We start from the raw sequence: 25,330 nt of genomic DNA on the forward strand, positions 1-25,330 counted from the left end.
GGATCATCGTTCGACTTGCATGTGTTAAGCACGCCGCCAGCGTTCATCCTGAGCCAGGATCAAACTCTCCGTTGAAGAAAAACAGACACAACCAGGAACCACGGAAATAACGCGGAACCAGGCTGCACAAAATTTGAAACCAGCTAAAAACACCAGACCACACCACGGGGGTGGGCAGTCCGGCACAATCAACCAATTCATAAAAAATCGGTATCAACAAACTTGGCACACTATTGAGTTCTCAAACAACAGACACATTCGAATACTTACGAAACAATCCGGAAAATTCTCGGGAATTTGTGTTTCGCATTTCTTCGCTGCGATGTTTAGAGCTTATTTCATTCAATTTCACTTTGCAAATCCGGGTCATTCACCCGGCATTCACCCAGTGGAATGAATCCGCCCAGCACTAAAGGAAGCTTTTCTTCATTCATGCTTTGGAGTTGAAGAATTGCTTCTCAGTGAAGGGGGTTTGTCACCGCTCAGCGGCGGCGACTCAGAAGACATTACACGCTCCCCCGCGGCCGTGCAAATCGGCTGCGGAGGAGCGTGCATTTGGTCGGTTCCGGTGCTAGGCGCCGGCCACCTGAACCGTGGCCAGGTTTTTCTTGCCGCGGCGGAGCAGCAGGTACTTGCCGTGCAGCAGCTGGGACGGGGAGATCACCGCGTCCGGGTCCGTGACCTTGGCGTTGTTCACATATGCGCCGCCCTCGCCGACGACCCGGCGCGCCGCGGACTTGCTGTCCGACAGCCCCGAAGCCACCAGCAGGTCGATGATGCCCAGGCCCGATCCGTCCACGGAAGCTGACGGCAGTTCGGCCGTCGCCGCGGCCAGCGTCTGCTCATCGAGCACCGACAGATCGCCGTTTCCGAACACAGCGGCAGAAGCGGCAATGACCTTTTCCGTGGCTTCGGCTCCGTGAACGAGGGCCGTCACTTCGTAAGCGAGCTTCCGCTGGCCTTCGCGGGCGAAGGGACGCTCGGCGACAGACACCGCCACTTCCTCGATCTCGGCCCGGGTCAGGAAAGTAAACACCTTCAGCCGGTCCACCACGTCCGCATCAGCGGTGTTCAGCCAGAACTGGTAGAAGGTGTAGGGGCTAACCATGGCAGAGTCCAGCCAGATGGCGTTGCCCTCGCTCTTGCCGAACTTGGTGCCGTCCGAGTTGGTGATGAGCGGAGTGCCCAGAGCATGAACCGTCTTGCCCTCAACTTTGCGGATCAGTTCGGTGCCGCTGGTGAGGTTGCCCCACTGGTCCGATCCGCCGGTCTGCAGCACGCAGCCGTAGTCGCGGTAGAGCTCGAGGTAATCCATACCCTGAAGGATTTGGTAGCTGAACTCCGTGTAGCTGATGCCTTCCTCGGAGCTGAGGCGTGAAGCCACGGCGTCCTTGCGCAACATGGTGCCCACGCGGAAGTGCTTGCCGACCTCGCGGAGGAAGTCGATCGCGCTCAGCGGCGCGGTCCAGTCGAGGTTGTTGACCATCCGGGCAGCGTTGGCGCCATCGAAGCTGAGGAAACGGCGGACCTGGGCTTGGAGGTAGCCGACCCACTCGGAAACGGTGTCCTTGGTGTTCAAGGTTCGCTCCGCCGTAGGACGCGGATCGCCGATCAGCCCGGTGGAGCCGCCCACGAGGCCCAGCGGCTTGTGGCCGGCCAGCTGAAGCCGCCGCATGAGGAGGAGCTGGACCAGGTTGCCCAGGTGCAGGCTCGGCGCCGTGGGATCGAATCCGCAGTAATAAGTGACCGGTTCCCCGGCGAGGAGCTTCTCCAGTTCCACCTCGTCGGTGGATACGTGGACGAGGCCGCGCCATTTGAGCTCCTGCCAGATATTGGCAAAGCTGGGGTCGTTCTGCTGGGATTCGAGGTCGTTTAGTTGTGACACGCCTTCTAAGTTAGCAGGATCAGCGGCCCCCGGACCCTCGTGAAGGGCTGGAGACAGGCCTGGCCGCGAACGGCCGGCCTGCCCGGGAACATTAACGCTCGATGCCCGCCGGAACGTCCGCGGCTGCGATGAGCCGAAGCCGCTGCGTGGGGCGGGTCATGGCGACGTACAAATCGCCGACCCTGCCGTGCTCGTGGTTCAGCATGGCACTGGGTTCAAGGACCACGACGCCGTCAAACTCAAGTCCCTTGGCTTCGCGCGGGCTGATGACCACCACGTCCTGTTCGTAACTGCCGGCGCCCGTGCCGAGCCGGGAGCCATACTTCGCGCGCAGCGCGGCGGTGGCCTCCCGCAGCAGGTCGCCGTCGGCAATCACGGCGAGCAGTCCGCCGTCGAGCGCTTGGAGCTCCTCGGGAAGGACCTCCACCAGCCGGTTCACGAGGCCCGGCTTGTCCACGCGGTCGATAATTGGCGACCAGCGGCCTTCCCGAACGGCCTTCGGGGCGGAGACCACCAGGCCGGCGGCGTTGGCCATGCGTGCCGCAGCTTCGGCGATCTGCGACGGCGTCCGGTAGTTGACCGTGAGCTCCTCCAGCTGCCAGCGGTCGCCGAACATCGGTGCGAGGGCCCCCTGCCAGGACTTCGCGCCGGCCACGGAACTGGTCTGCGCAATATCCCCCACGATCGTGAAGGACTTGAGCGGGCAGCGGCGGACCAGGAGCCGCCACTGCATCGGTGACAGTTCCTGCGCCTCGTCGACGACGATGTGGCCGAAGGCCCAGGTGCGGTCGCTGGTGGCGCGCTCGGCGGCCGTCAGGCGGGCCTCGCGCTCCTCGTTTTGCTCAACGAGTTCCTCGGCCGACATCAGGACATCGACGCCGGCGGACTCCATGTTGACCAGGGTCTGCCGGGCGTTGGCCAGGGCGCGGGCACGGTCCTGCTCCTGCTGGGCGAGGCCGCGGCCTGCAGCAGGATCCAGTTCACCGAGCAGTTCAGCTGCTTCGTCGAGCAGGGGGACGTCCGCCTCGGTCCAGGGCGCATCCGGAGCCCGCAGCAGGAGCTCGCGTTCCCTGGCGGTCAGCCCGGGGGTGCAGGCTTCAAGGACCGCGGGCTTGCTGAGAAGTTCGCCTACGAGCTTTTCGGGCGTCATCGGCATCCAGCACAGGTTCAGTGCGACGCGCACATCGCGCGATGTCCGGACGTCCTCGGCAAGGTAGGAACGGTCGGCGTTGTTGCCGATGTTGCCCGCTTCGACGAGCTCGGTCATCTGCTCGGTCAGCTCGCGGAGCAGGATCTTGACGAACGTAACGCGGGCCTCGTTGTGCGGCTTGCCGGTGGAGCGTGCGCGTTCGCGGGCACGGCGGACCTGCCGGGGCGTGAGGGTCAGCTTGCGGCCGTCCACTTCCAGGATCCGGTTTTCCGCCGGAATGCGCTGCCGGTTGGCCACGGCATTGGCGATGACCTCGGCCATCTCCAGCCGGCCCTTGATGGCGGCAACATCGGCCTCCTGCTCCGGCACGGCGTTGATGCCGGGCATGAGCCTGCCGAGGCTGGCCATGACCACGCCGGTTTCACCCAGCGACGGCAGCACGCGTTCGATGTATTTCATGAACGACGACGACGGGCCCACCAGCAGCACGCCGGCGGACTTGAGCCTGTCGCGGTGGGTGTAGAGCAGATAGGCGGCGCGGTGCAGGGCCACGGCGGTTTTTCCGGTGCCCGGGCCGCCCTGCACCACGAGCGCGCCGGAGATGGAGGACCGAATGATGCGGTCCTGCTCGGACTGGATGGTGCCCACGATGTCCGACATCCGGCCGGTGCGCTTGGAGTTCAGGGCTGCCAGCAAGGCGCCCTCGCCCTGCAGCGAGTCGGCGTCCGAGAGCATGTCGGCGTCCAGGACGTCGTCCTCGATGGCCTTGACCTCACGGCCCTGCAGGATCAGATGCCGGCGCCGGCGCACTCCCTGCCGGTCAAATGCTGTGGCCTGGTAGAAGTGGCCGGCCTCCGGCGCGCGCCAGTCGACCATGAGCCGGACGAGGTCCTCGGTGGTGAGCCCGATGCGGCCGATGTACTGTGCCTCGCCGGAGTCCAGGTCCAGCCGGCCGAACACCAGACGGTCGTCGACGGCGTCGAGCTGGGCGAGGCGGTCCTCGTACAGGGCCGCGAAGGCATCGCGTTCGGAGACGTTCTGCATGGTGCCGATTGCTCCCGCGCGGCGCACCTGGGCCAGCTGGGCGCGCTTTTCCGCACGCAGTTCATCAAGCCGTGTGTACAGGCCGGCTACATAGTCCCGTTCGTGGGCCAAATCGGCGTCGTGCATCGTTCCCCTATCGCAAAAGACAGACCGTCCATTCTATAACCTTTTCGGCGTGCGTGGCGGCTGTTGAGCTGCAAACAGCAGGTTATCTGACGGCGCGGCTCCGCCGCTCGCCGGCAAGACGGCTGGTCAGAGGCGCAGCAGCGACCGCACGCGGTGCCCGGACAGGGCGGCGCGGCCACGCAGCTCGCCGAGTTCCATCACCACGCCCACGCCCGAGACGTGGACCCCGCAGCGCTCAAACAGGCGGGCGGCTGCCCCGAGGGTGCCGCCCGTGGCGAGGACGTCGTCGAGGATCAGCACCCGACTGCCGCGGGCCAGGTCAGTGGTGTGGAGTTCCAGCGTGGCGTTGCCGTATTCCAGGGCGTAGTCCTCGGAGTAAACCTCGCGCGGCAGCTTCCCGGCCTTGCGCACTGTCACCACGCCGGTGCCGGTGGCGTAGGCCGCGGCGGCGGCGAGCAGGAAGCCCCGTGCCTCGACGCCGGCCACAGCATCGAACTGCCCCTTGAACGGTTCCACGAGCGCGTCGACTACGGCCCGGAACGCGGGACCGTCGGCGAAGACGGGGGTCAGGTCCTTGAAGGTGATTCCGGGTTTGGGGTAGTCCGGAACGGTCGCGCAGAGGCTGGTAATGAGTTCGTCCACGGGGACGGGCCTGGGGGCGGGTGCTTGTTCGCTGTGGTTCACCCGTCCAGCCTACGCCCGCGGCGGACGCGCCTTTGCCGCCTTGTAACGGGACACGGTGGGGTCGCCGGTGAGCCAGAACCGCCATGGATAATCGTGCGTGCCGCCATGACCGGCGACGCCGACCCGCGGGCCAGTGCTGACGTGGGCGGCGGGTGCGGGCGGCAGCACCAGGCCAAACGGTGGACCCAGGGCGTCCCTGCCGCTGTCCTCGGTGGTCAGCCCGAGTGCTGTGGCCAGCCGGGCGGGTCCGCTGGCCAGGTCCTTGGCGGCTTTCGACGTCGGGCGCCGGGCGAGGGCCAGTTCCCGGCCCTCCACGATCTCACCCGCGCGCAGGAGGACGGCGGAGGCGTGGCCGGCCGGGCCGCAAACGATGTTGGCGCAGTAGTGCATGCCGTACGTGAAGTAGACGTAGAGGTGCCCGGCCGGGCCGAACATGGGGGCGTTCCTGCGAGTGGGGCCGCGGTAGGTGTGGGAGCCGGGATCAGGGTGCAGGGAATCCACAGGACCCATGTAGGCCTCGAGTTCCGTGATCCGTACGGCGACGGAACCTTCGTCGCTGTGGTGCGTCAGGACGGCTCCCAGGAGCAGCGGGGCTATTTCGCGGGCATCGCCGGACAGGAACTGCCGCACAGGGCCGCTGATGGTCATGCCCCGACTTTACCGAAGCGACTGTTGTCCGGCCTGATGCTTTGCGAAGCCTCCCACGGCCATGTCCGATTTCCGCTAGCAGGCCCCTCTGGGGACTGGCAGGATGGAGTCATGGACTTCTGGCAGCGCTACCGCGCCATCGATGCGCGGGACACCCGTTTCGACGGGCAGTTCTTTACGGCGGTGCGGACCACGGGCATCTACTGCCGGCCGTCGTGCCCGGCGAGGACGCCCAAGGCGGAGAACGTCACCTTCTATGAGACGTCCGCCGCCGCCCACGACGCCGGCTACCGTGCGTGCAAGCGCTGCCTGCCTGAGGCAGTGCCGGGCACACCGGCCTGGAACGTCCGCTCGGACATTGCCGGCCGGGCCATGCGGCTGATCAATGACGGCGTGATCAACCGCGACGGCGTTGAGGGGCTCGCCTCACGGTTGGGCTATTCGTCCCGGCAGCTGAACCGGATCCTCAGCCATGAACTCGGCGCCGGTCCCCTGTCCCTGGCCCGGGCCAGCAGGGCCCAGACCGCGCGCACGCTGCTGGTGTCCACCACGATGAAGCTCGCCGATGTCGCCTTCGCAGCGGGTTTCAGCAGCGTCCGCCAGTTCAACGAGACCGTGGCCGAGGTGTTCGACATGACGCCGACCGCGCTGCGCAGCACCGCCCGGCACCATACGTCAGCCCCGGCGAGCACCTCACTCACGCTTGCGCTCCCCTACCGCGAACCGTTCGACCCGGGCGTATTTAGCTTCCTCGCCGTCCGTGCGATTCCGGGGATAGAGGCCGGAACCGCCACGTCCTATGCCCGGACACTGCGGCTTCCGCACGGTGACGCGCGGTTCAGCGTCGAATACACGGGCGTCGAATACTCCGGTACAGGGAACGGGTTCAGAGAGGGCGGAACTGCAAAGTACGACGGCGGGCCGCATGGGCGGCAGCTGGTGCTCACCATCGGCGCGGTGGACCTCCGGGATCTGCCGGCCCTGCTGAGCAGGGTGCGCCGGCTTTTTGACCTCGACGCCGATCCCGTCGCCATTGACAGCGCGCTCGGTACCGATCCCCGGCTTTCGGCGTCCGTGGCGGCAGCGCCGGGGATCCGCCTGCCGGGCGCCCTCGATCCGCAGGAACTGCTCATCCGGGCGATGGTGGGGCAGCAGATCACGGTGGCGGCCGCCCGCACAGCCCTCACGCAGCTGGCCGCGGCCGGCAGTCCCAGCGCGGCGCCGGGCGACGGGCTGGCCCGGCTGTTCCCGTCGCCGGCGCAGATCGCCGAGGCCGGCGCGGAACTGCTGCGCGGCCCGCGGCGCAGGATAGAGTCGTTGCTGGCCGTTGCCACGGCCCTGGCCGAAAACACGCTGGACCTCGGCTACGGGGACGACCTGCCGAGTCTCTCGGCCAAGCTGCTGCCGCAGCCGGGCGTCGGGCCGTGGACCGTGGGATACGTGGCCATGAGGGTTATCGGCGCGCCGGACATCTTCCTCGCCAACGACGCCGCCGTACGCAACGGCATCCGGGCGCTGTCCGCCGGCGCCAGCCCTATAACCGGTGCCAGCCCGATAACCGGCACGCCCGGAAGTGGTGCCTGGCCGTCGTCGGACTTCCGCGAAGTGAGCCCCTGGCGTTCGTACGCCACCATGCACCTCTGGCGCGCGGCTGCGGCTGCCTCCAGAACTGCTGTATCCCGAACTCCCGCCGCCCGCAGGGGCGCAATCAACGAAAGCGACAGCGCAATGAAAATGACAGTGCGATGAAAGCCCAGCTGCTCACCATGACAACGCCGGACGGGCCGTTCACCATCATCGCCCGCGACGGCGTGGTGCTCGCGTCAGGCTGGACGGCCGACCCCCAGGACCTGACGGGCCAGATCCATCCGCAGCTGCTGCCGGACGTCTACGAGGCAGTGGAGCAGCTCGGGCCGATTTCGGCCGCCGTGGAGGCCTTCTACGCGGGCGATCCGGCTCCTGCCATGAACGTGCCCGTCCTGCAGAAATCGGGCCCGTTCCGTGCGCATGCCTGGGACGTGCTCCGCACCGTCAGCCCGGGGGCGCCGGTTACGTACACCGAATACGCGGTGCTGTCAGGCAATGCCAAGGCAGTCCGGGCCGCCGCCAGCGCCTGTGCCTTCAACGCGGCGGCGCTGTTCGTTCCGTGCCACCGCGTGGTCCGCACGGACGGCACGATGGGCGGGTTCCGCTGGGGGCTAAAGATCAAGGAAAGCCTGCTGGCCCGCGAAAAGCAGGGACTCGCCGCGGGCTGAACCAGCCGGCCGGCCCGCCGCTGCCCCTCGGACTCGGTCGCTATTTCGCCGGAACCCCGGAAGGCCACGGCAGCAGTTCCGGCAGGTCCACGCCGTCGGCCGCGGCTGAAGCGCGCAGGCTGCCCAGCGACGGCTCCCGCCCGGCGAGCCAGGCGGCGATGTCGGTGACCATGCCGCTGATGACCGTAGAGCGGCCGCCGGTCCCGAGCGTCACCGGCTGCATGCCAAGCGGCTGCAGCACCAGCTTCTGCTCCTCCGGCACGCGTGCGGCCAGGAAGGTGAACAGGTGCTCGCAGAACGGCCGGCTCCACGTTTCCGGGCCGCTGCCGGTGTTGAGGTCGGAGGCGTGGATTACGAGCTCGCGCCACAGCGCCAGGCCGCCGTCCAGCACCACTCCCCCGCGGTAGGAAATGGGTGCGCGCCAGCCGCCGGCACCGGCCGCACCAGCGTTCCCGGCATCCGTATCCGTATCGAGCGAGTCGAAGGCGTGCAGCACCCGCCCCAGCGCTGCGTCCAGGTCCTCTCGGTGCTGGGCCAAGGAGTGCCCGGCGCTCATTTCGATGGCCTTCGTGCGGCCGTCATAGCCGCCGTCGTACAGTTCCACCGTTTCGCCGCGCGCGGCGTATTCGAGCTGCCGCGCCATCGCGTTGGAGATGCCCGCTATGTGGGCGAGGACGTGCCCGCGGGTCCAGTCCGGAAGGGCCGAGGCAGCCGGGACGTCAGCTTCGGTGAGTTTCCCGGCCAGGGAGGAGACGGCGTCGGCCGCCTTGTGGAGTTCGGCGAGCAAAGTGTCAGGTGTGATCGCGGTCATGGACCCACCTTAAACGCAATGGGTCTCGACAAGCTCGACCACCGGTGGTCGAGCTTGTCGAGACCCAAGTCCAGTACTCGATCTACTACCCCGCGTACTCGCGGACGCCGTTAAGCTCGCCTTCCAGCGCGGCCAGTTGGCGTTCGACGGCGGCCGGTGCCGTACCGCCCTGCGAGTTCCGGCTGCTGAGGGAGCCCTCCGTGCTCAGGACGCTGCGGACCTCCGGAGTGAGGTGCTCCGAAATGGCGGCGTACTCCTCGTCCGTCAGGTCCCACAGCTCCACATTGCGGCTTTCGGCCTGCTTCACGGCCGCGCCGGACAGTTCGTGCGCCTCGCGGAACGGCACGCCCTGGCGGACCAGCCACTCGGCGATGTCCGTGGCCAGCGCGAAGCCCTGCGGAGCCAGCGACTCCATCCGGTCGGCATTGAACTTCAGCGTGGCGATCATGCCAGAAACGGCCGGCAGCAGCAGCTCCAGCGTGTCGGCGGCGTCGAATACCGGTTCCTTGTCCTCCTGCAGGTCGCGGTTGTACGCGAGCGGCAGGCCCTTCAGCGTGGCCAGCAGGCCGGTAAGGTTGCCGATCAGCCGGCCGGCCTTGCCGCGGGCCAGCTCTGCCACGTCCGGGTTCTTCTTCTGCGGCATGATCGACGATCCCGTGGAGTAGGAATCGTGCAGTGTGACGAAGGAGAACTCTTTGGTGGCCCAGAAGATGACCTCCTCTGAGATCCGGGACAGGTCGACGCCGATCATCGCGGCCACCCAGCCGAACTCGGCAAAGACATCGCGGGACGCGGTGCCGTCGATCGAGTTGTGGACGGCGGAGAAGAAGCCCAGGTCCGCGGCCACGGCCTCGGGGTCGAGGCCCAGCGAGGAGCCGGCGAGGGCGCCGGAGCCGTACGGCGAAACGCCGGCGCGCTTGTCCCAGTCCTGGAGCCGCTGCACATCGCGCAGCAGCGCCCAGGCATGGGCCAGCAGGTGGTGGCTGAGCAGGACCGGCTGGGCGTGCTGCAGGTGGGTGCGGCCGGGCATCGCCACGCCGTGGTGGGCCTTGGCCTGCTCCACCAGCGCATCGATGGTGGCCAGCACGCCGCGGGCGATGATCCGGGCGTGGTCACGCAGGAACATGCGGCCCAGCGTGGCCACCTGGTCGTTGCGCGAACGCCCCGCCCGCAGCTTGCCGCCCAGCTGGGTTCCGGCGCGCTCGATCAGGCCGCGCTCCAGCGAACCGTGCACGTCCTCATCCGATTCCGCCGGCACATAGGCACCCGAGGCGACGTCCGCGTCCAGCTGGTCCAGGGCGGCCAGCATGCCTTCGAGCTCCGCATCATCCAGCAGCCCGGCCTTGTGGAGCACGCGGGCGTGCGCCTTGGAGCCTGCGATGTCATAGCGGGCCAGGCGCCAGTCGAAGTGCGTCGACTTGCTCAGCGCCGCGAGGGCATCGGCGGGGCCGCCGGCGAACCGGCCGCCCCAGAGCGCACCCGTGTTGGTTGAGCCTGTCGAGCCCTGGGTCTCGACAGGCTCGACCACCGGATTCTGTCCGAGGGTCGAGTTCTCCTCAGCCACCGGGGCTACTTTCCTGCGACGCGGATGTCGCGGCCGGACGCAACCTTGGCGGACATGCCCCACAGCTCGATGAAGCCGCGCGCCATGGACTGGTCGAACGTGTCGCCGGTGTCGTAGGTGGCGAGGTCGAAGTCGTACAGCGATGTCTCGGAGCGGCGTCCGTTCACGATCGCCTGGCCGCCGTGCAGCACCATGCGGATATCGCCGGAGACGTACTTCTGGGTGTCGTCAATGAAGGCATCCAGGGAGCGCTTCAGCGGGGAGAACCACTGGCCGTCATAGACCAGTTCGGCCCAGCGCTGGCCGACCGTGGCCTTGAAGCGGGCCTGCTCGCGCTCGATGGTGATGTCCTCGAGGTGCTTGTGCGCGGTGATCAGCGCCATGGCACCCGGGGCTTCGTAGATTTCGCGGGACTTGATGCCGACGAGGCGGTCCTCGACGACGTCAATGCGGCCCACGCCCTGGGCGCCGGCGCGGCGGTTCAGTTCCTTGATGGCCTGCAGCGGTGTGACCTTGACGCCGTCGATCGCTACGGGAACGCCGGCTTCGAAGGAGATGGTGACCTCGTCCGGTGCCGGCGGGAATTCCGGGGTGGCGGTGTAGTCGTAGATGTCCTTGGTGGGGGCGTTCCAGATGTCCTCGAGGTAGCCGGTTTCGACGGCGCGTCCCCAGACGTTCTGGTCGATCGAGTACGGGTTCTTCTTGGTGGTCTCGATCGGCAGGCCCTTCTCCTCGGCGAAGGCGATGGCCTTGTCGCGGGTGAGGGCGAGGTCGCGGACGGGCGCGATGCACTTCAGGTCCGGGCCGAGGGTCTGGATGCCCACCTCGAAGCGGACTTGGTCGTTGCCCTTGCCGGTGCAGCCGTGGGCCACGGTGGTGGCGCCGAACTCGCGGGCGGCCTTGACCAGGTGCTTGACGATCACCGGGCGGGAGATGGCGGAGACCAGCGGGTAGTGGCCCTGGTAGAGGGCGTTGGCCTTCAGCGTGGGCACGCAGTATTCGTTGGCGAACTCGTCAGACGCGTCAGCCACGTAGGCCTCCACGGCGCCGCAGCCGAGGGCGCGCTGGCGGATGGTTTCCAGCGATTCGCCGCCCTGTCCGACGTCGACCGCCACGGCGATGACCTCGGCGCCGGTGGCTTCACCGATCCAGCCGATGGCTACGGAAGTATCCAGGCCACCTGAGTAGGCCAGAACAATACGCTCAGTCACGGAATATGCTCCTTAGTTGTTGTTTCTGTTTTTTGTTCGTCTGTGTTTATTTGTCGGGGAAGAACGCGGCCGGACGCTACTGGACTGGACGCTACCGCCTGGATGCTACTGTCCCGGGCCGGCTTCCTCGGCGAGCTGCAGGAACCGCGCAGCCAGCTCCGGTCCCCCCAGCGGGTCCCGGGCGACGAGCAGCACGGTGTCGTCTCCGGCGATGGTGCCCAGGATCGAGGGCATCACGGAATGGTCAATGGCGAGGGCGAGGAAGTTCGCCGCTCCCGGCGGCGTCCGGAGCACGGCGATGTTGGCCGAGGCCTCCGCGGTGACCAGCAGTTCACCGCACAGCCGCGCCAGCCTGGCGTCAAGGATTTCCTGGCTGACCCCGCTCCTGGCCGCCCGCTCCCCGCCTTCACCGGGAACGGCATACACCAGTACGCCCTCCTTGCCGCGGACGCGGACGGCACCCAGCTCCACGAGGTCACGCGACAGCGTGGCCTGGGTGACCTGCACGCCGTCGTCCGCGAGCAGCGCCGCAAGCTCGGCCTGCGAACGCACCGATTCGCCCGTCAGGATCGCCGTGATCCGCGCCTGGCGGGCGGTTTTGGTGGCCGGGCTGGCGCCCGGGACCGCCGGGTTGGTGGACACTAGAACGTGCTCTCCCCGGTGCCCTCAACGGGAGAAAGACCGTCGACGAACGCCAGCCCGGACCGGTGCATCAGCCAGGCCATGAGCCCCTTCTGCGCGTGCAGCCGGTTCTCGGCCTCGTCCCACACGATCGACTGCGGCCCGTCAATCACGCCGGCCGAGATCTCGTAGCCGCGGTAGGCGGGAAGGCAGTGCAGCACGACGGCGTCAGCGGCGGCCTGCGCCAGCGCAGCCTCGTCCACGGAGTATTCACGGAACAGCTTCATCCGTGCTTCCTTTTCCGCTTCCTGGCCCATGGAGACCCAGGTGTCAGTGGCGACGACGTCGGCTCCCTTAAGTGCCTCTGCCGCGTCCGTGGTGATGAGGACGGATCCACCGGTTTCGGCGGCACGTTCCTGGGCGGCGGCCACGATGCCTGCCGCAGGCAGGTAGCCCTCGGGACCGGCGATGCGGACGTGCATGCCGGCAGTGACGCCGGCCAGCAGGTAGGAGTTGGCCATGTTGTTCGCGGCGTCGCCGAGGTAGGCCATGGTGAGCCCCTTGAGTTCGCCCTTGTGTTCCTTGACGGTCAGGAGGTCGGCCAGCAGTTGGCACGGGTGGTAGTCGTCGCACAGCGCGTTGATGACCGGAACCTTGGAGTTTTCCGCCATGGCAACCAGGCCGGAGTGCGCGCCGGTCCGCCACACGATGGTGGAGACCATGCGCTCGAGGACCTTGGCGGTGTCCTCCACGGATTCCTTGTGGCCGATCTGCGCCTCGCCCGGGTTGATGATCAGGGCATTGCCGCCCATGTCCGCTACGCCGGTGGCAAAGGAGACCCGGGTCCGGGTGGAGGTCTTGTCGAAGATCACAGCAACGGTCTTGCGGCCGCTGCCTTCGGCGGCGAACGGCTGGACGCTGTACGGCGCTGCTTTCATTCGTCCCGCGAGTTCAAGGACTTCCGCCTGCTCGGCAGGGCTCAGGTCAGTGTCCTTGAGGAAGTGGCGGATGGTGCCGGTGGAAGTCACTGTGCGTCCTTTGCGGTTTGCAGGATGGCCGGAAGGGCGGCCAGGAAACGGTCTGCCTGCTCGGTGGTCAGGATGAGCGGCGGGGCCAGGCGGATGGTGCGGGGGCCGGGGCTGTTGATGATGAAGCCGGCGTCCAGGGCCGCGGTCACCGCGGCAGGGGCGACGTCGGCGTCCAGGTCGAAGCCGATCAGCAGGCCCTCGCCGCGCACCTCGGTGACACCGTCGACGGCGGCCAGCGCCTGCCGGACATGCTCACCGACAGCGCGGACATTGTCCAGCACGTGCTGGCTTTCGATGGCATGCAGGGTGGCCAGGGCCGCGGCCGTGGCCACCGGGTTGCCGCCGAACGTGGTGCCGTGCTGCCCAGCGGACAGCAGCGACGACGTCTGCTCGCCGAACGTGACGAGCGCACCGATCGGGAAACCACCGCCGAGCCCTTTGGCCAGGGTGATGGCGTCCGGCACGATCCCGGCGTCCTCGCTGGCCAGCCACTTGCCCGTGCGGGCGATGCCGGTCTGCACCTCGTCCAGAATCAGCAGGGCACCGGCCTCCGCGGTGAATTCGCGGGCGGCCTTCAGGTAGCCGGCGGGAAGGGGGCGGACACCTGCCTCGCCCTGGATCGGCTCCAGGAAAACCGCAGCCACGGTGTCATCGACGGCGTTGCGCAGCGCTTCGATGTCCCCGAACGGGATGTGCTCAACACCGCCGGGCATCGGCTCGAAGGGCGCACGGTAGGCCTCCTTGGCGGTGAGCGCCAGTGCTCCCATGGTCCGGCCGTGGAATGCGCCTTCGAGCGCGATGATCCGGGTGCGGGGCTTGCCGCCGGCTTCCCCGGCGGAGGTACCCGAGTTCCGGCGGGCAAGTTTAAAGGCGGCCTCGTTGGCCTCGGTGCCGGAGTTGGTGAAGAACACCTTGGACCCGGCCGGCGCCGCGCTGAGTTCCAGCAGCTTTTCGGCCAGCGCGATCTGGGTGGGGCTGGTGAAGAAGTTGGAGACGTGCCCCAGGGTGGCCAGCTGGCTGGAGATCACCGAGGTCACGAACGGGTGGGCGTGGCCCAGCGCGTTGACGGCGATGCCGCCCAGGAGGTCCAGGTACTCCTTGCCGTCGGCGTCCCAGACGAGGCAGCCGGCGCCGCGGACCAGCACCCGCTGGGGCGTGCCGAAGACACCCATGAGCGACGAGGAGTAACGCGCCAGCCACTCGGAGCCACTGCTGTTGGCGACGAGCGTGGTTGCGGCGGCCTCCGCAGCGATGGGGGCCCCGCCCGCTTCGCGGTGCCCGACCACACCCGGGCCCCCATCGCTGCTGCGGCCTTCAGCGGAATGGCTCAGTTCGGTGCGACTCATGGATTCACTTCCTCATCTGGGACAACTTGAGTGCCTATTCCGGCCGTCGTAAATGTTTCAAGAAGCATTGAATGGGGCAGCCGGCCGTCCACGATATGCGCCCGCTCAACTCCCTCGTCAATCGCCTTGAGGCAGGCGGCCATCTTGGGGATCATGCCTGATTCGAGGCTGGGCAGCATGTCCCGTAACTCGGAGGCCGTCAGGGATGAAATCAGCGAGGACTTGTCCGGCCAGCTGGCGTAGAGGCCTTCGACGTCGGTCAGGATGACCAGCTTGGAGGCGCCCAGCGCGGAGGCAACGGCCGCCGCCGCGGTGTCCGCGTTGACGTTCAGGACCTGGCCGGTGGGCTGGAACCGGGCAGTGCCCGCCACGCCCTCGCCGGCGTCGGTGATCTCCGGGGCGACCGTGGAGATCACCGGGATCCGGCCGGCGTCGAGAATGTCCACGATGCCGGCGGGGTCCACTCCCACCACCTCGCCCACGAGCCCGAGGTCCACCTGCTCGCCGTCAACGACGGTTCCGGTGCGGACGGCGCGCAGCAGGCCGCCGTCTTCACCGGACATGCCGACGGCGTAGGGCCCGTGCGAGTTGATCAGGCCCACCAGTTCGCGTCCCACCTGGCCGGTCAGGACCATGCGCACCACGTCCATGGCCTCGGGCGTGGTCACGCGCAGGCCGCCCTTGAACTCCGACTCGATGCCGAGCCTGCCCAGCATTGAGTTGATCTGCGGGCCGCCGCCGTGCACCACCACGGGGTGGATGCCCACGTGGTGGAGGAACACAACGTCCTCGGCGAAGGCACGGCGCAGCTCGTCGTTGACCATGGCGTTACCGCCGTATTTGATCACCATGGTGGTTCCGGCGAAGCGCTGGATCCACGGCAGGGCTTCGATGAGCGTGCCGGCCTTGTCTTGGGCGTCACTCATGGACGTTGACTCGCGGGTCTGGGTGTTCATGCGGCTGGTTCTCCCGGGTTGCCGGCGGATCTAGCTTGAGTAGGCGGATCTAGCTCGAGTAGGCGGATCTAGCTCGAGTAGGCGGATCTAGCTCGAGTAGGCGCTGTTCTCGTGGACGTAGTCGTGCGTGAGGTCGTTGGTCCAGATGGTGGCTTCCGCGCCACCGGCCTGCAGGTCAATCTCCACGAGCACCTCACGCGGCTCCAGGTCCACGAGCTTGCGGTCCTGGCCGATGCCGCCGTTCTGGCAGATCTGGATGCCGTTCATGGACACGTTGAGCTGGTCCGCTTCGAACGCGGCGTCGGTGGTGCCCACGGCGGAGAGCACGCGGCCCCAGTTCGGGTCCTTGCCGAAGATGGCCGCCTTGAAGAGGTTGGAGCGGGCCACGGCGCGGCTGACGGTTTCGGCGTCACGCTCGGTGGCGGCGTTGAACGTCCTGATCGCAATATCGTGGCTGGCGCCCTCGGCGTCGCCGATCAGCTTGCGGGCCAGCTCGGCGCACACCTGGGTAAGGCCCTGGCCGAAGGCCTCGGCCGACGGGACGGCCTTGGACGCGCCGGAGGCCAGCAGCACCACAGTGTCGTTGGTGGACATGCAGCCATCGGAGTCTGCCCGGTCGAAGGTGACGCGCGTGGCATCCCGGAGGACGAGGTCGAGCATTTCCGGCTGCACGTCGGCATCGGTGGTGAGCACAACGAGCATGGTGGCCAGTCCGGGTGCCAGCATGCCGGCACCCTTGGCGATCCCTCCGATGGTGAACTCATTTCCGTCGGCATCCGCCCCGGTGAACACCGCCTGCTTGGACACCGAATCGGTGGTCATGATGGCCGTGGCCGCGTCTGCGCCGCCGTTAGTGCTGAGGGCGGCCGCCGCGGCGTCGATGCCCGGGACGATCTTGTCCATGGGCAGCTGCTCGCCGATCAGGCCGGTGGAACAGACAAAGACGTCGGTGGCGGACAGGCCCAGGGCTTCGGCGGTTTTCTCCGCCGTCGTGTGCGTGTTCTGGAACCCCTGCGGGCCGGTGCAGGCGTTGGCGCCGCCGGAGTTCAGGATCACGGCGTCGACGCGGCCGTCCGAGACCACCTGGCGGGACCAGTGGACGGGGGCCGCGGCCACGCGGTTGGAGGTGAAGACGGCGGCTGCTGCCTTGGACGGTCCGTCGTTGACCACGAGGGCCAGGTCAGGGTTTCCCGAGGCCTTCAGTCCGGCAGTGACGCCGGCGGCACGGAATCCCTTGGGTGCGGTAACGGTCACGGGGCAACTCCCTGCAGGTTGAGGCCGGCGGTCTCCGGCAGGCCAAGGGCAATGTTCATGGACTGCACCGCTCCACCGGCGGTGCCTTTGGTCAGGTTGTCGATGGCGCACGTGACAATGACGCGGCCGACGTGCGGGTCGAATGCCAGCTGCATGGCAGCGTGGTTTGAGCCCTGCACGGACTTGGTGGTGGGCCACTGGCCCTCGGGCAGCAGGTGGACGAACGGTTCGTCGTCGTACGCCTCCGCCCAGGCACGGCGCAGTTCCTCGGCGCCGACGCCGGGCTTGACCCGTGCGGTGGCGGTGGTGAGGATGCCCCGGCTCATGGGGGCCAATGTGGGAGTGAAGGAAACCGTCACCGGCTCGCCGGAGGCGTTGGACAGGCCCTGCTCGATTTCCGGCGTGTGCCGGTGCCCGCCGCCCACGCCGTAGGGGCTCATGGACCCCATGACCTCGGCGCCGATGAGGTTCACCTTGGCTGCTTTGCCGGCGCCGGAGGTGCCGGAGGCCGCGACGATGACGACGTCGTTCCCCTCGAGCAGGCCGCCGGCGAAGCCGGGCGTGAGGGCGAGCAGCGCCGACGTCGGGTAGCAGCCCGGGACGGCGATCCGGTTGGCGCCCTTGAGTTTTTCGCGCTGGCCAGGCAGCTCAGGCAGGCCGTACGGCCACGTCCCGGCGTGGTCGGAGCCGTAGAACTTTTCCCACGCGGTGGCTGACTCCAGGCGGTGGTCCGCGCCGGCGTCGATCACCACCGTTCCTTCGGGGAGCTTGGCCGCGATCTCGGCGGACGCCCCGTGCGGGAGGGCCAGGAACACGACGTCGTGCCCGGACAGATTCTCCACGCTGGTGTCCTCGAGAATCCTGCTGGCCAGGCCATGGAGATGCGGCTGCAGTTCGCCTAGTCTGGAACCGGCGTTGCTGTGGGCCGTGATGGCGCCGATGGTGACGTCCGGATGGCCGGCCAGGAGGCGGAGGACTTCGCCGCCGGCGTAGCCGCTGGCCCCGGAAACGGCAACAGAAATAGTCATGAAGACGACTATACAGCAAGACTATGCATAGGTCCCGATATTTATGCATGGAGGAGCCGCGTCTGCTTGTGCCGGGATCCATAAGGTTCGCCCGACTTCGCCTGCACCGTCCCGGTCCCTAGGATGAGGTGAGGAAGGGTGCCGGAGGTCCCGGCCCGGAAAAGGAGAAACTCCATGACGCACGCCATCGTTGCCCGGCAGCCGGGTGGACCTGAGGTCCTGGACTTCACGGAGGTCGAACGCCCCGTCCCCGGTCCCGGCCAGCTGCTGGTGAAGGTAGCGGCAACGGGCGTCAATTTCATCGAGACCTACCAGCGCAGCGGCACGTACAAGGTGAACTACCCCTTTACCCCGGGATCCGAAGCGGCCGGCGTCGTCGAGGAAGTCGGTGAGGGCGTTGAGGACTACACAGTCGGAAGCCGGGTGGCCACAGCCGAGGGCACCGCGTGCTACGCCGGGTACACCGTGCTGGACGCCGTGAAGGCGCTGCCGGTGCCGGACGGTGTGGACGATCACACCGCCGCGGCGCTCCCCCTCCAGGGCATGACGGCGCATTACCTGATCAACTCCTCGTTCCGCGTTGAGCCCGGACACAACGTGCTGGTCCATGCCGGCGCCGGCGGGGTGGGCCTGCTGCTCATCCAGCTGCTGAAGGCCCGCGGCGCCCGCGTCATCACCACCGTCTCCACTGATGAGAAGGAATCCCTGGCCCGCGGTGCCGGCGCAGACGAGGTGCTGCGCTACGACGGCTTCGCCGACACCGTCCGGGACCTGACCCACGGTGCAGGCGTGAACGTGGTGTACGACGGCGTCGGAAGGGACACGTTCGACGGCTCCATGGCCAGCCTGCGCACCCGCGGCTCGCTGGTGCTCTTCGGCGCGGCATCCGGGCCGGTCCCGCCGGTGGATCCGCAGCGGCTTAATGCCGGCGGCTCGCTGACCCTGACCCGCCCGTCACTCGCGCACTTCCTAGGCAACCCGCAGGAACGGCTGTGGCGCTCCACCGAAATCTTCGGCGCAGCGGTCGACGGCAGCCTCAATGTCCGCATCGGCGCCACCTACCCGCTGGCCGAGGCCGGCCGGGCGCACGAGGACCTGGAAGGCCGGCGCACCACCGGTAAGGTACTGCTGGTCCCGTGACTTGGCCTGCGATACTGCAGGCGCGTCACGCGGCGGCCGGTAACAAAGCAGCCCGGATGAACGGAGGGGAAACGATGTCACCTTCCGTTCATCTTGCCGGGGGAGAATCCAGCCGTGATTGAGCCCCTTCCCAAAACCCTGGACACCACCGCTCCCCCTGCCGCCGGCGCGCCGGCGGCAGGGGTGCACGCGGCGCAGGTCCATGCAGCGCAGCTGCCCCGCGCTGCCGCCGCCCCGCCGGAGCGGACCCTGGTGGACATCCTGGCCGAGACGGCCGCCCGGTATCCCGACGCTTCCGCGCTGGACGACGGCCGCCGCTCCCTGAGCTACGCCCAGCTGCTGGCCGGGGTCAAGGCCGAGGGCCGGCGGCTGCACCAGGCCGGTCTGGGAGCGGGAGACAAAATCGGAGTGCGGATCCCTTCCGGTACCAACGAGCTCTACATCGCAATCCTCGCCGTGCTGCTGGTCGGCGCCGCCTACGTCCCCGTGGACGCGGACGATCCGGATGAACGGGCGAAGCTGGTGTTCGGTGAGGCCCGGGTGGCCGGCATTTTGCGGGCCAAGGGCGAGATCGTCACGGACCACAAGCGGCCGCGCCCCTTCCCGGCTCCGCGCCCGGCCGCGCCCGACGACGACGCCTGGGTCATCTTCACGTCCGGTTCCACGGGGACGCCCAAGGGCGTTGCTGTACAGCACCGCTCGTCGGCCGCGTTCGTCGACGCGGAGGCCCGCATTTTTCTGCAGGACGATCCGCTAGGGCCGCAGGACCGTGTGCTCGCGGGACTGTCGGTGGCCTTCGACGCCTCCTGTGAGGAGATGTGGCTGGCCTGGCGGCATGGCGCCTGCCTGGTCCCTGCCCCGCGGGCTCTGGTCCGGACCGGCATGGACCTCGGACCGTGGCTGATCAACCACGGCATCACGGTGGTCTCCACCGTTCCCACTCTCGCGGCGCTGTGGCCTGCAGAGGCCCTGGAGAACGTCCGGCTGCTGATTTTCGGCGGCGAGGCCTGCCCGCCGGAGCTGGCCGAGCGCCTGGCGGTGGACGGCCGTGAGGTGTGGAACACCTACGGACCCACCGAGGCGACGGTGGTGGCCTGCGCCGCTCCGCTGGGCGGTAGCGGTCCGGTCAGGATCGGGCTCCCCCTGGACGGCTGGGACCTGGCGGTGGTGGACTCCGACGGCGTCCCGGTGGCCGAAGGTGAGGTCGGCGAGCTCATCATCGGCGGCGTGGGGCTGGCCAGCTACCTGGATCCGCAGAAGGATGCGGAGAAATACGCCCCCATGCCCACGCTGGGATGGGGACGCGCCTACCGCTCCGGCGACCTGGTCCGCTTCGAGCGCGCCGGCCTGATCTTCATGGGACGCGCCGACGAGCAGGTCAAGCTTGGCGGCCGCCGGATTGAACTCGGTGAGATCGACGCTGCCCTGCAGTCCCTGCCGGGGGTTGCGGGCGCCGCCGCGGCGGTACGCACGACGGCGGCCGGCAACCAGGTCCTCGTGGGTTACCTTGCCCCCGCTGGCGGCACGGGCTCCGCCCCGGACCTGGCCGCGCTCCGTGAACTGCTCTCCGCCACGCTGCCTGCCCCGCTCATCCCCATGCTGACCGTCGTCGACACACTGCCCACCAAGACCAGCGGGAAGGTGGACCGGCATGCGCTGCCGTGGCCCCTTCCGGGTGCCGGCGCCGCGGATGCGGATGCCGCACCCCTGAACCTGCCGGAGGATGCCCAGTGGGTCGTTGACCAGTGGCAGGCCGTCCTGGGCACCAGCGTGGCCGGCCTCGACGCTGACTTCTTCGCCCACGGCGGAGGTTCGCTGGCCGCGGCGCAGCTCGTCTCCGCGCTCCGGGTCCGCTACCCCACCATCACCGTGGCGGACATCTACGCCACCCCGCGCATCGGCGCGCTGATCGAGACGGCCCGCCAGTCCATGCCCGACGGCGTCTCCGCCGGCCCTGCCCCCGACCGGCCGGTCCGCCCCACGGCCCTGAAGTCACAGGTCTTCCAAACCCTGATGGGCATCCCGCTGCACATTCTGGCGGGTATGCGCTGGCTGACCTATCTGATGGCTGCCAACAACATCCTGTTCGCGGTTGCCGGGTTCACGGCCGCGCCCACCGTGTCATGGTGGTGGGTGGCCGCCTCCTGGCTGCTCTTCGTCAGCCCGGCGGGACGGATGGCCCTCTCTGTTGCCGCCGCCCGCCTCCTGCTTCGCAACGTGCAGCCCGGGACCTACCCGCGGGCCGGCAAAGTCCACCTGCGCCTCTGGCTGGCCGAACAGATCCAGGACCTGGCCGGCGCCGTGAGCCTTGCCAGTGCGCCCTGGGTGCCGTACTACGCCCGGGCCCTCGGCGCCAAGATCGGGAGAGACGTCCATCTGCATTCCCTGCCCCCGGTGACCGGTTTGCTCACCTTGGGCCGCGGCTGCAACATAGAGCCTGAGGTGGACCTGTCCGGGTGGTGGATCGACGGCGACATCGTCCGCATCGGCCATATCCACGTGGGCGCGGACGCCACCGTGGGAGCCCGCAGCACCCTGATGCCCGGGGCCAGCATCGGCGCCGGCGGCCAGGTGGAACCGGGTTCCGCGGTGCTGGGCAAGGTCAAGGCCGGCCAGGTGGTGGCAGGCTCCCCGGCAGGACGGCGCGGCAAGGCGAAGCAGGACTGGCCCGCGTCGCAGCCGGTCAGTTCCCTCCTGGGGCGCCTCTGGTTCACGGCCTTCGCCGCCGCGTCCGCCGTCCTCGCACTGATCCCCTACGCTTCAGCCGGAGCCGCGGCCCTGGTGGTCTACCTGTTCATTCGGGGCAGCGAGTCCCTGCTTGCTGCCTGGCCGCAGGTGCTCGCGTCGCTACCGCTCGCCGCTTTGACCTGGTTCCTCACCAACATGCTGCTCATCCTGGTCACCACCAGGGGCCTGGGCGTGGGCCTGAAGGAGGGCTACTACCGCGTGCGCAGCCGTGTCGGCTGGCAGGTGTGGGCCACGGAGCGGGTGCTGGACATGGCTCGGGACCTGCTGTTCCCGATTTACGCCAGCCTGTTTACGCCAGTCTGGCTGAGGCTGCTGGGGGCGAAGGTCGGAAAGAACGTTGAGGCCTCCACTGTCCTGCTGCTGCCGCCTATGACCACGGTGGGCGAGGGTGCCTTCCTCGCCGACGACACGATGGTGGCCTCCTATGAGCTCGGCGGAGGATGGATGCGGATTGCGCCCGCGAAAATCGGAAAGCGCTCCTTCCTTGGCAACTCCGGCATGACCGCGGCCGGACGGAGCGTGCCAAAGAACTCGCTGGTGGCAGTCCTCTCGGCGACGCCGGGCAAGGCCAAGTCAGGCACGTCCTGGCTGGGCAGCCCTCCGGTCAGGCTGCGGCGCACCGCGGTGGCGTCCGACAGCACGCGCACCTTCCAGCCGCCGGCCCGGCTCAAGGTGGCCAGGACGCTCTGGGAACTGTGCCGGTTCGTGCCGGTGGCCCTGACAGTGGGTCTGGCCCTTGGCGTGCTGCTCGTTTTCGACTGGCTCGCCACCGCCCTCGGCTACGGTGCGGCAGCGGCACTGGGAGGCGTGGTCCTGCTGTTCGCGGGCGGGGTGGCGGCAGGCTGCTCCGTGGCGGCCAAGTGGCTGCTCGTGGGCAGGATCAAGACCGGCGAGCACCCGTTGTGGAGCTCCTTCATCTGGCGCAACGAGGTGGTGGACACCTTCATCGAGATGGTGAGCGCCCCGTGGTTTGCCCGGTCGGCCAGCGGCACCCCGGCCCTCGTCTGGTGGCTGCGCGCCCTCGGCGCCAGGATCGGCCGCGGCACGTGGTGTGAAAGTTATTGGCTTCCTGAAGCGGACCTGGTGACGCTCGGTGCCAGCTCCACGGTCAACCGTGGTTGCGTCGTCCAGACCCACCTCTTCCACGACCGCATCATGAGCATCGACACTGTTAGTCTCGAAGACGGGGCGACGATGGGCCCGCACGGCGTGATTCTGCCGCAGGCGAGGATTGGCAAGGGCGGGACCGTTGGTCCGGCGTCCCTGGTGATGCGGGGCGAGACTGTTCCGGCCGGGACCTACTGGATGGGCAACCCGGTCAGCCCCTGGGCCGGGCCCGCCGTTCCCGCTCCGCGCCTCAAATAACAGCTAAGGAAGTCACACGCAGAATGAGCTCCGGAGAATCGCCCGGCCCGGCCGCCGTCCTCTCTGCCGGCGCCGCGGCCACCGGCGACCCCTACGTCCCGGGCCACGGAACAGATGCCTACCGCGTCCTGCACTACGATCTGGAGCTGGACTACAAGCTCGCCAGCAACCGGCTGACCGGCCGCGCAGTCCTGGCAGCTGTGGCAGCCCGCCGCACCTCCGCCGTCGTGCTCGACATGACCGGCCTCCGCGCCCTGAAGATCCAGCTGAACGGGGTCCGCGTCCGGAAGTTCACGCAGCGGGCGGAACAGCTCGTGGTGCACTGCGAACAGCCCCTCGAGGCGGGCTCCGAATTCAGCCTCGACATCCGGTACGACGGAAACCCGCGGCCCCGGAGGGGGCTCTGGGGCGAGGTGGGCTGGGAGGAGCTCACCGACGGCGTCCTCGTCGCCGGGCAGCCCAACGGGGCGCCGTCGTGGTTCCCGTGCAACGACCACCCCCGGAACAAGGCCAGCTACCGCATCGCCGTCACCACTGACGCCGGCTACAGGGCCGTCTGCAATGGACTCCTCGTGGGGCAGACCGTGAGGTCAAGCCGCCAGACGTGGGTGTACGAGCACCGTGAACCGATGGCGACGTATCTGGCGACCATCCAGATCGGCCGGTATGGGCTGGTGAGACTGCCGGACTCGGCCGGCGTGCCCCAGTTCGTTGCGGCACCGGCGCAGCTGGTGGGCCGGGCGGAGACAGCGCTGGCCCGGCAGGAGGCCATGATGAGCACCTTTGTGAGCCGCTTCGGCCCCTATCCTTTCCCCGAGTACACGGTGGTGGTCACCGCCGATGAGCTGGAAATCCCGCTCGAGGCCCAGTCGCTGTCCATCCTCGGCGCCAACCATCTGGATGCCGGGTGGGATTCACAGCGCCTGATCGCCCATGAACTGGCCCACCAGTGGTTCGGCAACTCGCTGACGCTCGGCACGTGGAGCGACATCTGGCTGCACGAGGGTTTCGCCTGCTACGCCGAGTGGATCTGGTCCGAGGAAGCCGGCGTGATGTCCGCCCACGAGCGGGCGCTGGCCGCCTGGCGGCGGCTCAACGCCGGCGCCCAGGACCTTGCGGTGGGCGATCCCGGACCCGAGCTCATGTTCGACGACAGGGTCTACAAGCGCGGAGCACTGGCTCTGCACGCCCTGCGCCGCCGCTGCGGCGACCTCGCCTTCTTCGCGCTGCTGCAGGAATGGACCCGAGTACATGCCCACAGTTCCGTGTCGACGCCCGAGTTCATCCTCACGGCCGACCGTGTCACGGGGCTGGACTCGGAATCGCTGCTGCATCCCTGGCTGTACGAAGAGGCCTTGCCGCCGTTGCCGTGAGTTGCTTCCGGCTATCGAGTACTACAGTGGATGCATGGCTTCCAGCCGCAATCCGCTCGACGACCTGCGCGAAACCATCGGCCATCTGACCGATCAGCTCAAGCTGCACGGTTCGGAGCGCGTCGACGACTTGGTCGGCGATCTCATCGGTGCGAGGCCCGGGCCCGCCCGGCCGCTGTCCGAGGTGCAGGCCGAGCTCGACGCGCTGGTCGGACTGGAGACCGTGAAGGAACAGGTGCGGGCCCTCGTCGCACTACTCCAGGTCCAGGCCCGCCGTAAGGCGCACGGCCTGCCGGAGGTGGCCACTTCACAGCATCTGGTGTTCCTCGGAAACCCGGGCACGGGCAAGACCACCGTGGCGCGGCTCCTGGCCGAGATGTACCGCGCGGTCGGTCTGCTGCAGAAAGGCCACCTGGTCGAGGTCGACCGTTCGGGCCTGGTGGGGCAGTACGTCGGCGCGACCGCCATCAAGACGGACCGGGTGATCCGGCGTGCGCTGGACGGTGTCCTGTTCATCGACGAGGCCTACGCGCTGGCCCCGGAGGACGGCCGGACGGACTTCGGCCCCGAGGCGATCGAGGTCCTGCTCAAGCGGATGGAGGACCACCGCCACCGCCTGGTCGTGATCGTGGCCGGGTACCCGCGGCTGATGGAGTCCTTCTTGCTCTCGAACCCCGGACTGCGCTCCCGGTTCGCCCGCGAGATCACGTTTCCCGACTACTCCGTCGACGCACTCCAGACGATCTTCCACCAGATGCTGGCCCAGCACGAGTACACGCTGGAGCCGGGTGCGGACCAGATGCTGCGCCGCATCCTCACCGGGCTCCACGCGGGCGAGGACTCCGGCAACGCACGGTTCGCCCGCACGCTGTTCGAGCAGGCGCTCAACCGCCAGGCGCTGCGGCTCTCGCTCGACAAGGAACAAAGCCTCGACGCGCTGGACCGTGAGGCCGTCATGACGCTCACCGCGGACGACATCACCGAGGCCGCGCTGGCCTTGGGCGAGCAGCCGGAGCCGGAGCCGGAACCGACACCGGAACCGGAGCAGCCACGCTGGTGGCGCTGGCTGCAGGCCTGACCGGATCTGCCGCCG

At 68.2% G+C, this 25,330-nt stretch carries 19 protein-coding genes and 1 rRNA gene; 6 read left to right on the forward strand and 14 right to left on the reverse strand.

All coding sequences use genetic code 11. The features are described from left to right. The 5 genes from ACTHQX_RS02185 to ACTHQX_RS02205 form a co-directional block, all read right to left on the reverse strand. Positions 1-75 (reverse strand): 16S ribosomal RNA (locus ACTHQX_RS02185); the annotation flags it as partial. 496 nt (positions 76-571) lie between these two features. Next, on the reverse strand, positions 572-1,885 hold the full coding sequence (tyrS, locus tag ACTHQX_RS02190) for a tyrosine--tRNA ligase (RefSeq protein ID WP_236807929.1): 1,314 nt from the start codon (positions 1,883-1,885) through the stop codon (positions 572-574). A 91-nt stretch (positions 1,886-1,976) separates the two neighbouring features. Next, a complete protein-coding gene (locus ACTHQX_RS02195) occupies positions 1,977-4,205 on the reverse strand; it encodes a HelD family protein (RefSeq protein ID WP_236807928.1) in 2,229 nt (742 codons plus the stop codon). A gap of 126 nt (positions 4,206-4,331) precedes the next feature. Then, the gene (locus ACTHQX_RS02200) at positions 4,332-4,889 is read right to left on the reverse strand and encodes an adenine phosphoribosyltransferase (protein WP_236807927.1); all 558 of its coding nucleotides are present in this window, start codon (positions 4,887-4,889) and stop codon (positions 4,332-4,334) included. A gap of 9 nt (positions 4,890-4,898) precedes the next feature. Beyond that, the gene (locus tag ACTHQX_RS02205) at positions 4,899-5,537 is read right to left on the reverse strand and encodes a DNA-3-methyladenine glycosylase (RefSeq protein ID WP_440158638.1); all 639 of its coding nucleotides are present in this window, start codon (positions 5,535-5,537) and stop codon (positions 4,899-4,901) included. A 111-nt stretch (positions 5,538-5,648) separates the two neighbouring features. Between ACTHQX_RS02205 and ACTHQX_RS02210 the strand changes: the two genes are divergently transcribed. Together ACTHQX_RS02210 and ACTHQX_RS02215 are read left to right on the forward strand one after the other, a co-directional pair. Then, a complete protein-coding gene (locus ACTHQX_RS02210; RefSeq protein WP_440158637.1) occupies positions 5,649-7,286 on the forward strand; it encodes a DNA-3-methyladenine glycosylase 2 family protein in 1,638 nt (545 codons plus the stop codon). Continuing rightward, a complete protein-coding gene (locus ACTHQX_RS02215) occupies positions 7,283-7,792 on the forward strand; it encodes a methylated-DNA--[protein]-cysteine S-methyltransferase (RefSeq protein ID WP_440158636.1) in 510 nt (169 codons plus the stop codon). Before ACTHQX_RS02210 ends, ACTHQX_RS02215 begins: the two co-directional genes overlap by 4 nt. 40 nt (positions 7,793-7,832) lie before the next feature. On the opposite strand, the gene ACTHQX_RS02220 is transcribed toward ACTHQX_RS02215, so the two are convergent. From ACTHQX_RS02220 to argC, 9 genes are all read right to left on the reverse strand, one after another. Beyond that, positions 7,833-8,603 carry a maleylpyruvate isomerase family mycothiol-dependent enzyme gene (locus ACTHQX_RS02220; protein WP_440158635.1) on the reverse strand — a complete coding sequence of 257 codons (771 nt, stop codon included), beginning with the start codon at positions 8,601-8,603 and terminating at the stop codon, positions 7,833-7,835. Between the two features lie 85 nt (positions 8,604-8,688). Next, positions 8,689-10,131 (reverse strand): argininosuccinate lyase, encoded by a 1,443-nt coding sequence (gene argH, locus ACTHQX_RS02225; RefSeq protein WP_236809197.1) that lies wholly within the window; start codon positions 10,129-10,131, stop codon positions 8,689-8,691. Positions 10,132-10,172: 41 nt separating this feature from the next. Continuing rightward, entirely contained in the window at positions 10,173-11,378 is a 1,206-nt protein-coding gene (locus ACTHQX_RS02230) for an argininosuccinate synthase (RefSeq protein WP_190605519.1), read from the reverse strand. A 105-nt stretch (positions 11,379-11,483) separates the two neighbouring features. Next, the gene (locus ACTHQX_RS02235) at positions 11,484-12,020 is read right to left on the reverse strand and encodes an arginine repressor (protein WP_236807921.1); all 537 of its coding nucleotides are present in this window, start codon (positions 12,018-12,020) and stop codon (positions 11,484-11,486) included. Beyond that, positions 12,020-13,027: an ornithine carbamoyltransferase gene (gene argF / locus ACTHQX_RS02240; protein ID WP_236807920.1), complete on the reverse strand. Its 1,008-nt coding sequence runs from the start codon at positions 13,025-13,027 to the stop codon at positions 12,020-12,022. The genes ACTHQX_RS02235 and argF overlap by 1 nt, the downstream gene beginning before the upstream one ends. Next, the gene (locus ACTHQX_RS02245) at positions 13,024-14,373 is read right to left on the reverse strand and encodes an acetylornithine transaminase (RefSeq protein ID WP_236807919.1); all 1,350 of its coding nucleotides are present in this window, start codon (positions 14,371-14,373) and stop codon (positions 13,024-13,026) included. The genes argF and ACTHQX_RS02245 overlap by 4 nt, the downstream gene beginning before the upstream one ends. Continuing rightward, positions 14,370-15,329, reverse strand: coding sequence for an acetylglutamate kinase (argB, locus tag ACTHQX_RS02250; protein WP_236807918.1), 960 nt, complete (start codon positions 15,327-15,329; stop codon positions 14,370-14,372). The genes ACTHQX_RS02245 and argB overlap by 4 nt, the downstream gene beginning before the upstream one ends. Positions 15,330-15,416: 87 nt before the next feature. Further along, complete coding sequence (gene argJ / locus ACTHQX_RS02255; protein ID WP_440158634.1) at positions 15,417-16,583, reverse strand: bifunctional glutamate N-acetyltransferase/amino-acid acetyltransferase ArgJ; 1,167 nt, start codon at positions 16,581-16,583, stop codon at positions 15,417-15,419. Further along, positions 16,580-17,611 carry an N-acetyl-gamma-glutamyl-phosphate reductase gene (gene argC, locus ACTHQX_RS02260; RefSeq protein ID WP_214851128.1) on the reverse strand — a complete coding sequence of 344 codons (1,032 nt, stop codon included), beginning with the start codon at positions 17,609-17,611 and terminating at the stop codon, positions 16,580-16,582. Before argC ends, argJ begins: the two co-directional genes overlap by 4 nt. A 174-nt stretch (positions 17,612-17,785) precedes the next feature. Between argC and ACTHQX_RS02265 the strand changes: the two genes are divergently transcribed. From ACTHQX_RS02265 to ACTHQX_RS02280, 4 genes are all read left to right on the forward strand, one after another. Continuing rightward, positions 17,786-18,751, forward strand: a complete 966-nt coding sequence (locus ACTHQX_RS02265) for a quinone oxidoreductase family protein (protein WP_440158633.1) — start codon at positions 17,786-17,788, stop codon at positions 18,749-18,751. 183 nt (positions 18,752-18,934) lie between these two features. Then, positions 18,935-22,864 (forward strand): Pls/PosA family non-ribosomal peptide synthetase, encoded by a 3,930-nt coding sequence (locus ACTHQX_RS02270; protein WP_440158643.1) that lies wholly within the window; start codon positions 18,935-18,937, stop codon positions 22,862-22,864. A 23-nt stretch (positions 22,865-22,887) separates the two neighbouring features. Then, positions 22,888-24,237 carry a M1 family metallopeptidase gene (locus tag ACTHQX_RS02275; protein ID WP_440158632.1) on the forward strand — a complete coding sequence of 450 codons (1,350 nt, stop codon included), beginning with the start codon at positions 22,888-22,890 and terminating at the stop codon, positions 24,235-24,237. 34 nt (positions 24,238-24,271) lie between these two features. Further along, a complete protein-coding gene (locus tag ACTHQX_RS02280) occupies positions 24,272-25,315 on the forward strand; it encodes an AAA family ATPase (RefSeq protein WP_440158631.1) in 1,044 nt (347 codons plus the stop codon). The last annotated feature ends 15 nt before the right edge of the window (positions 25,316-25,330 follow it).

Source organism: Arthrobacter sp. SAFR-023, from assembly GCF_051965295.1.
GTDB lineage: Bacteria > Actinomycetota > Actinomycetes > Actinomycetales > Micrococcaceae > Arthrobacter.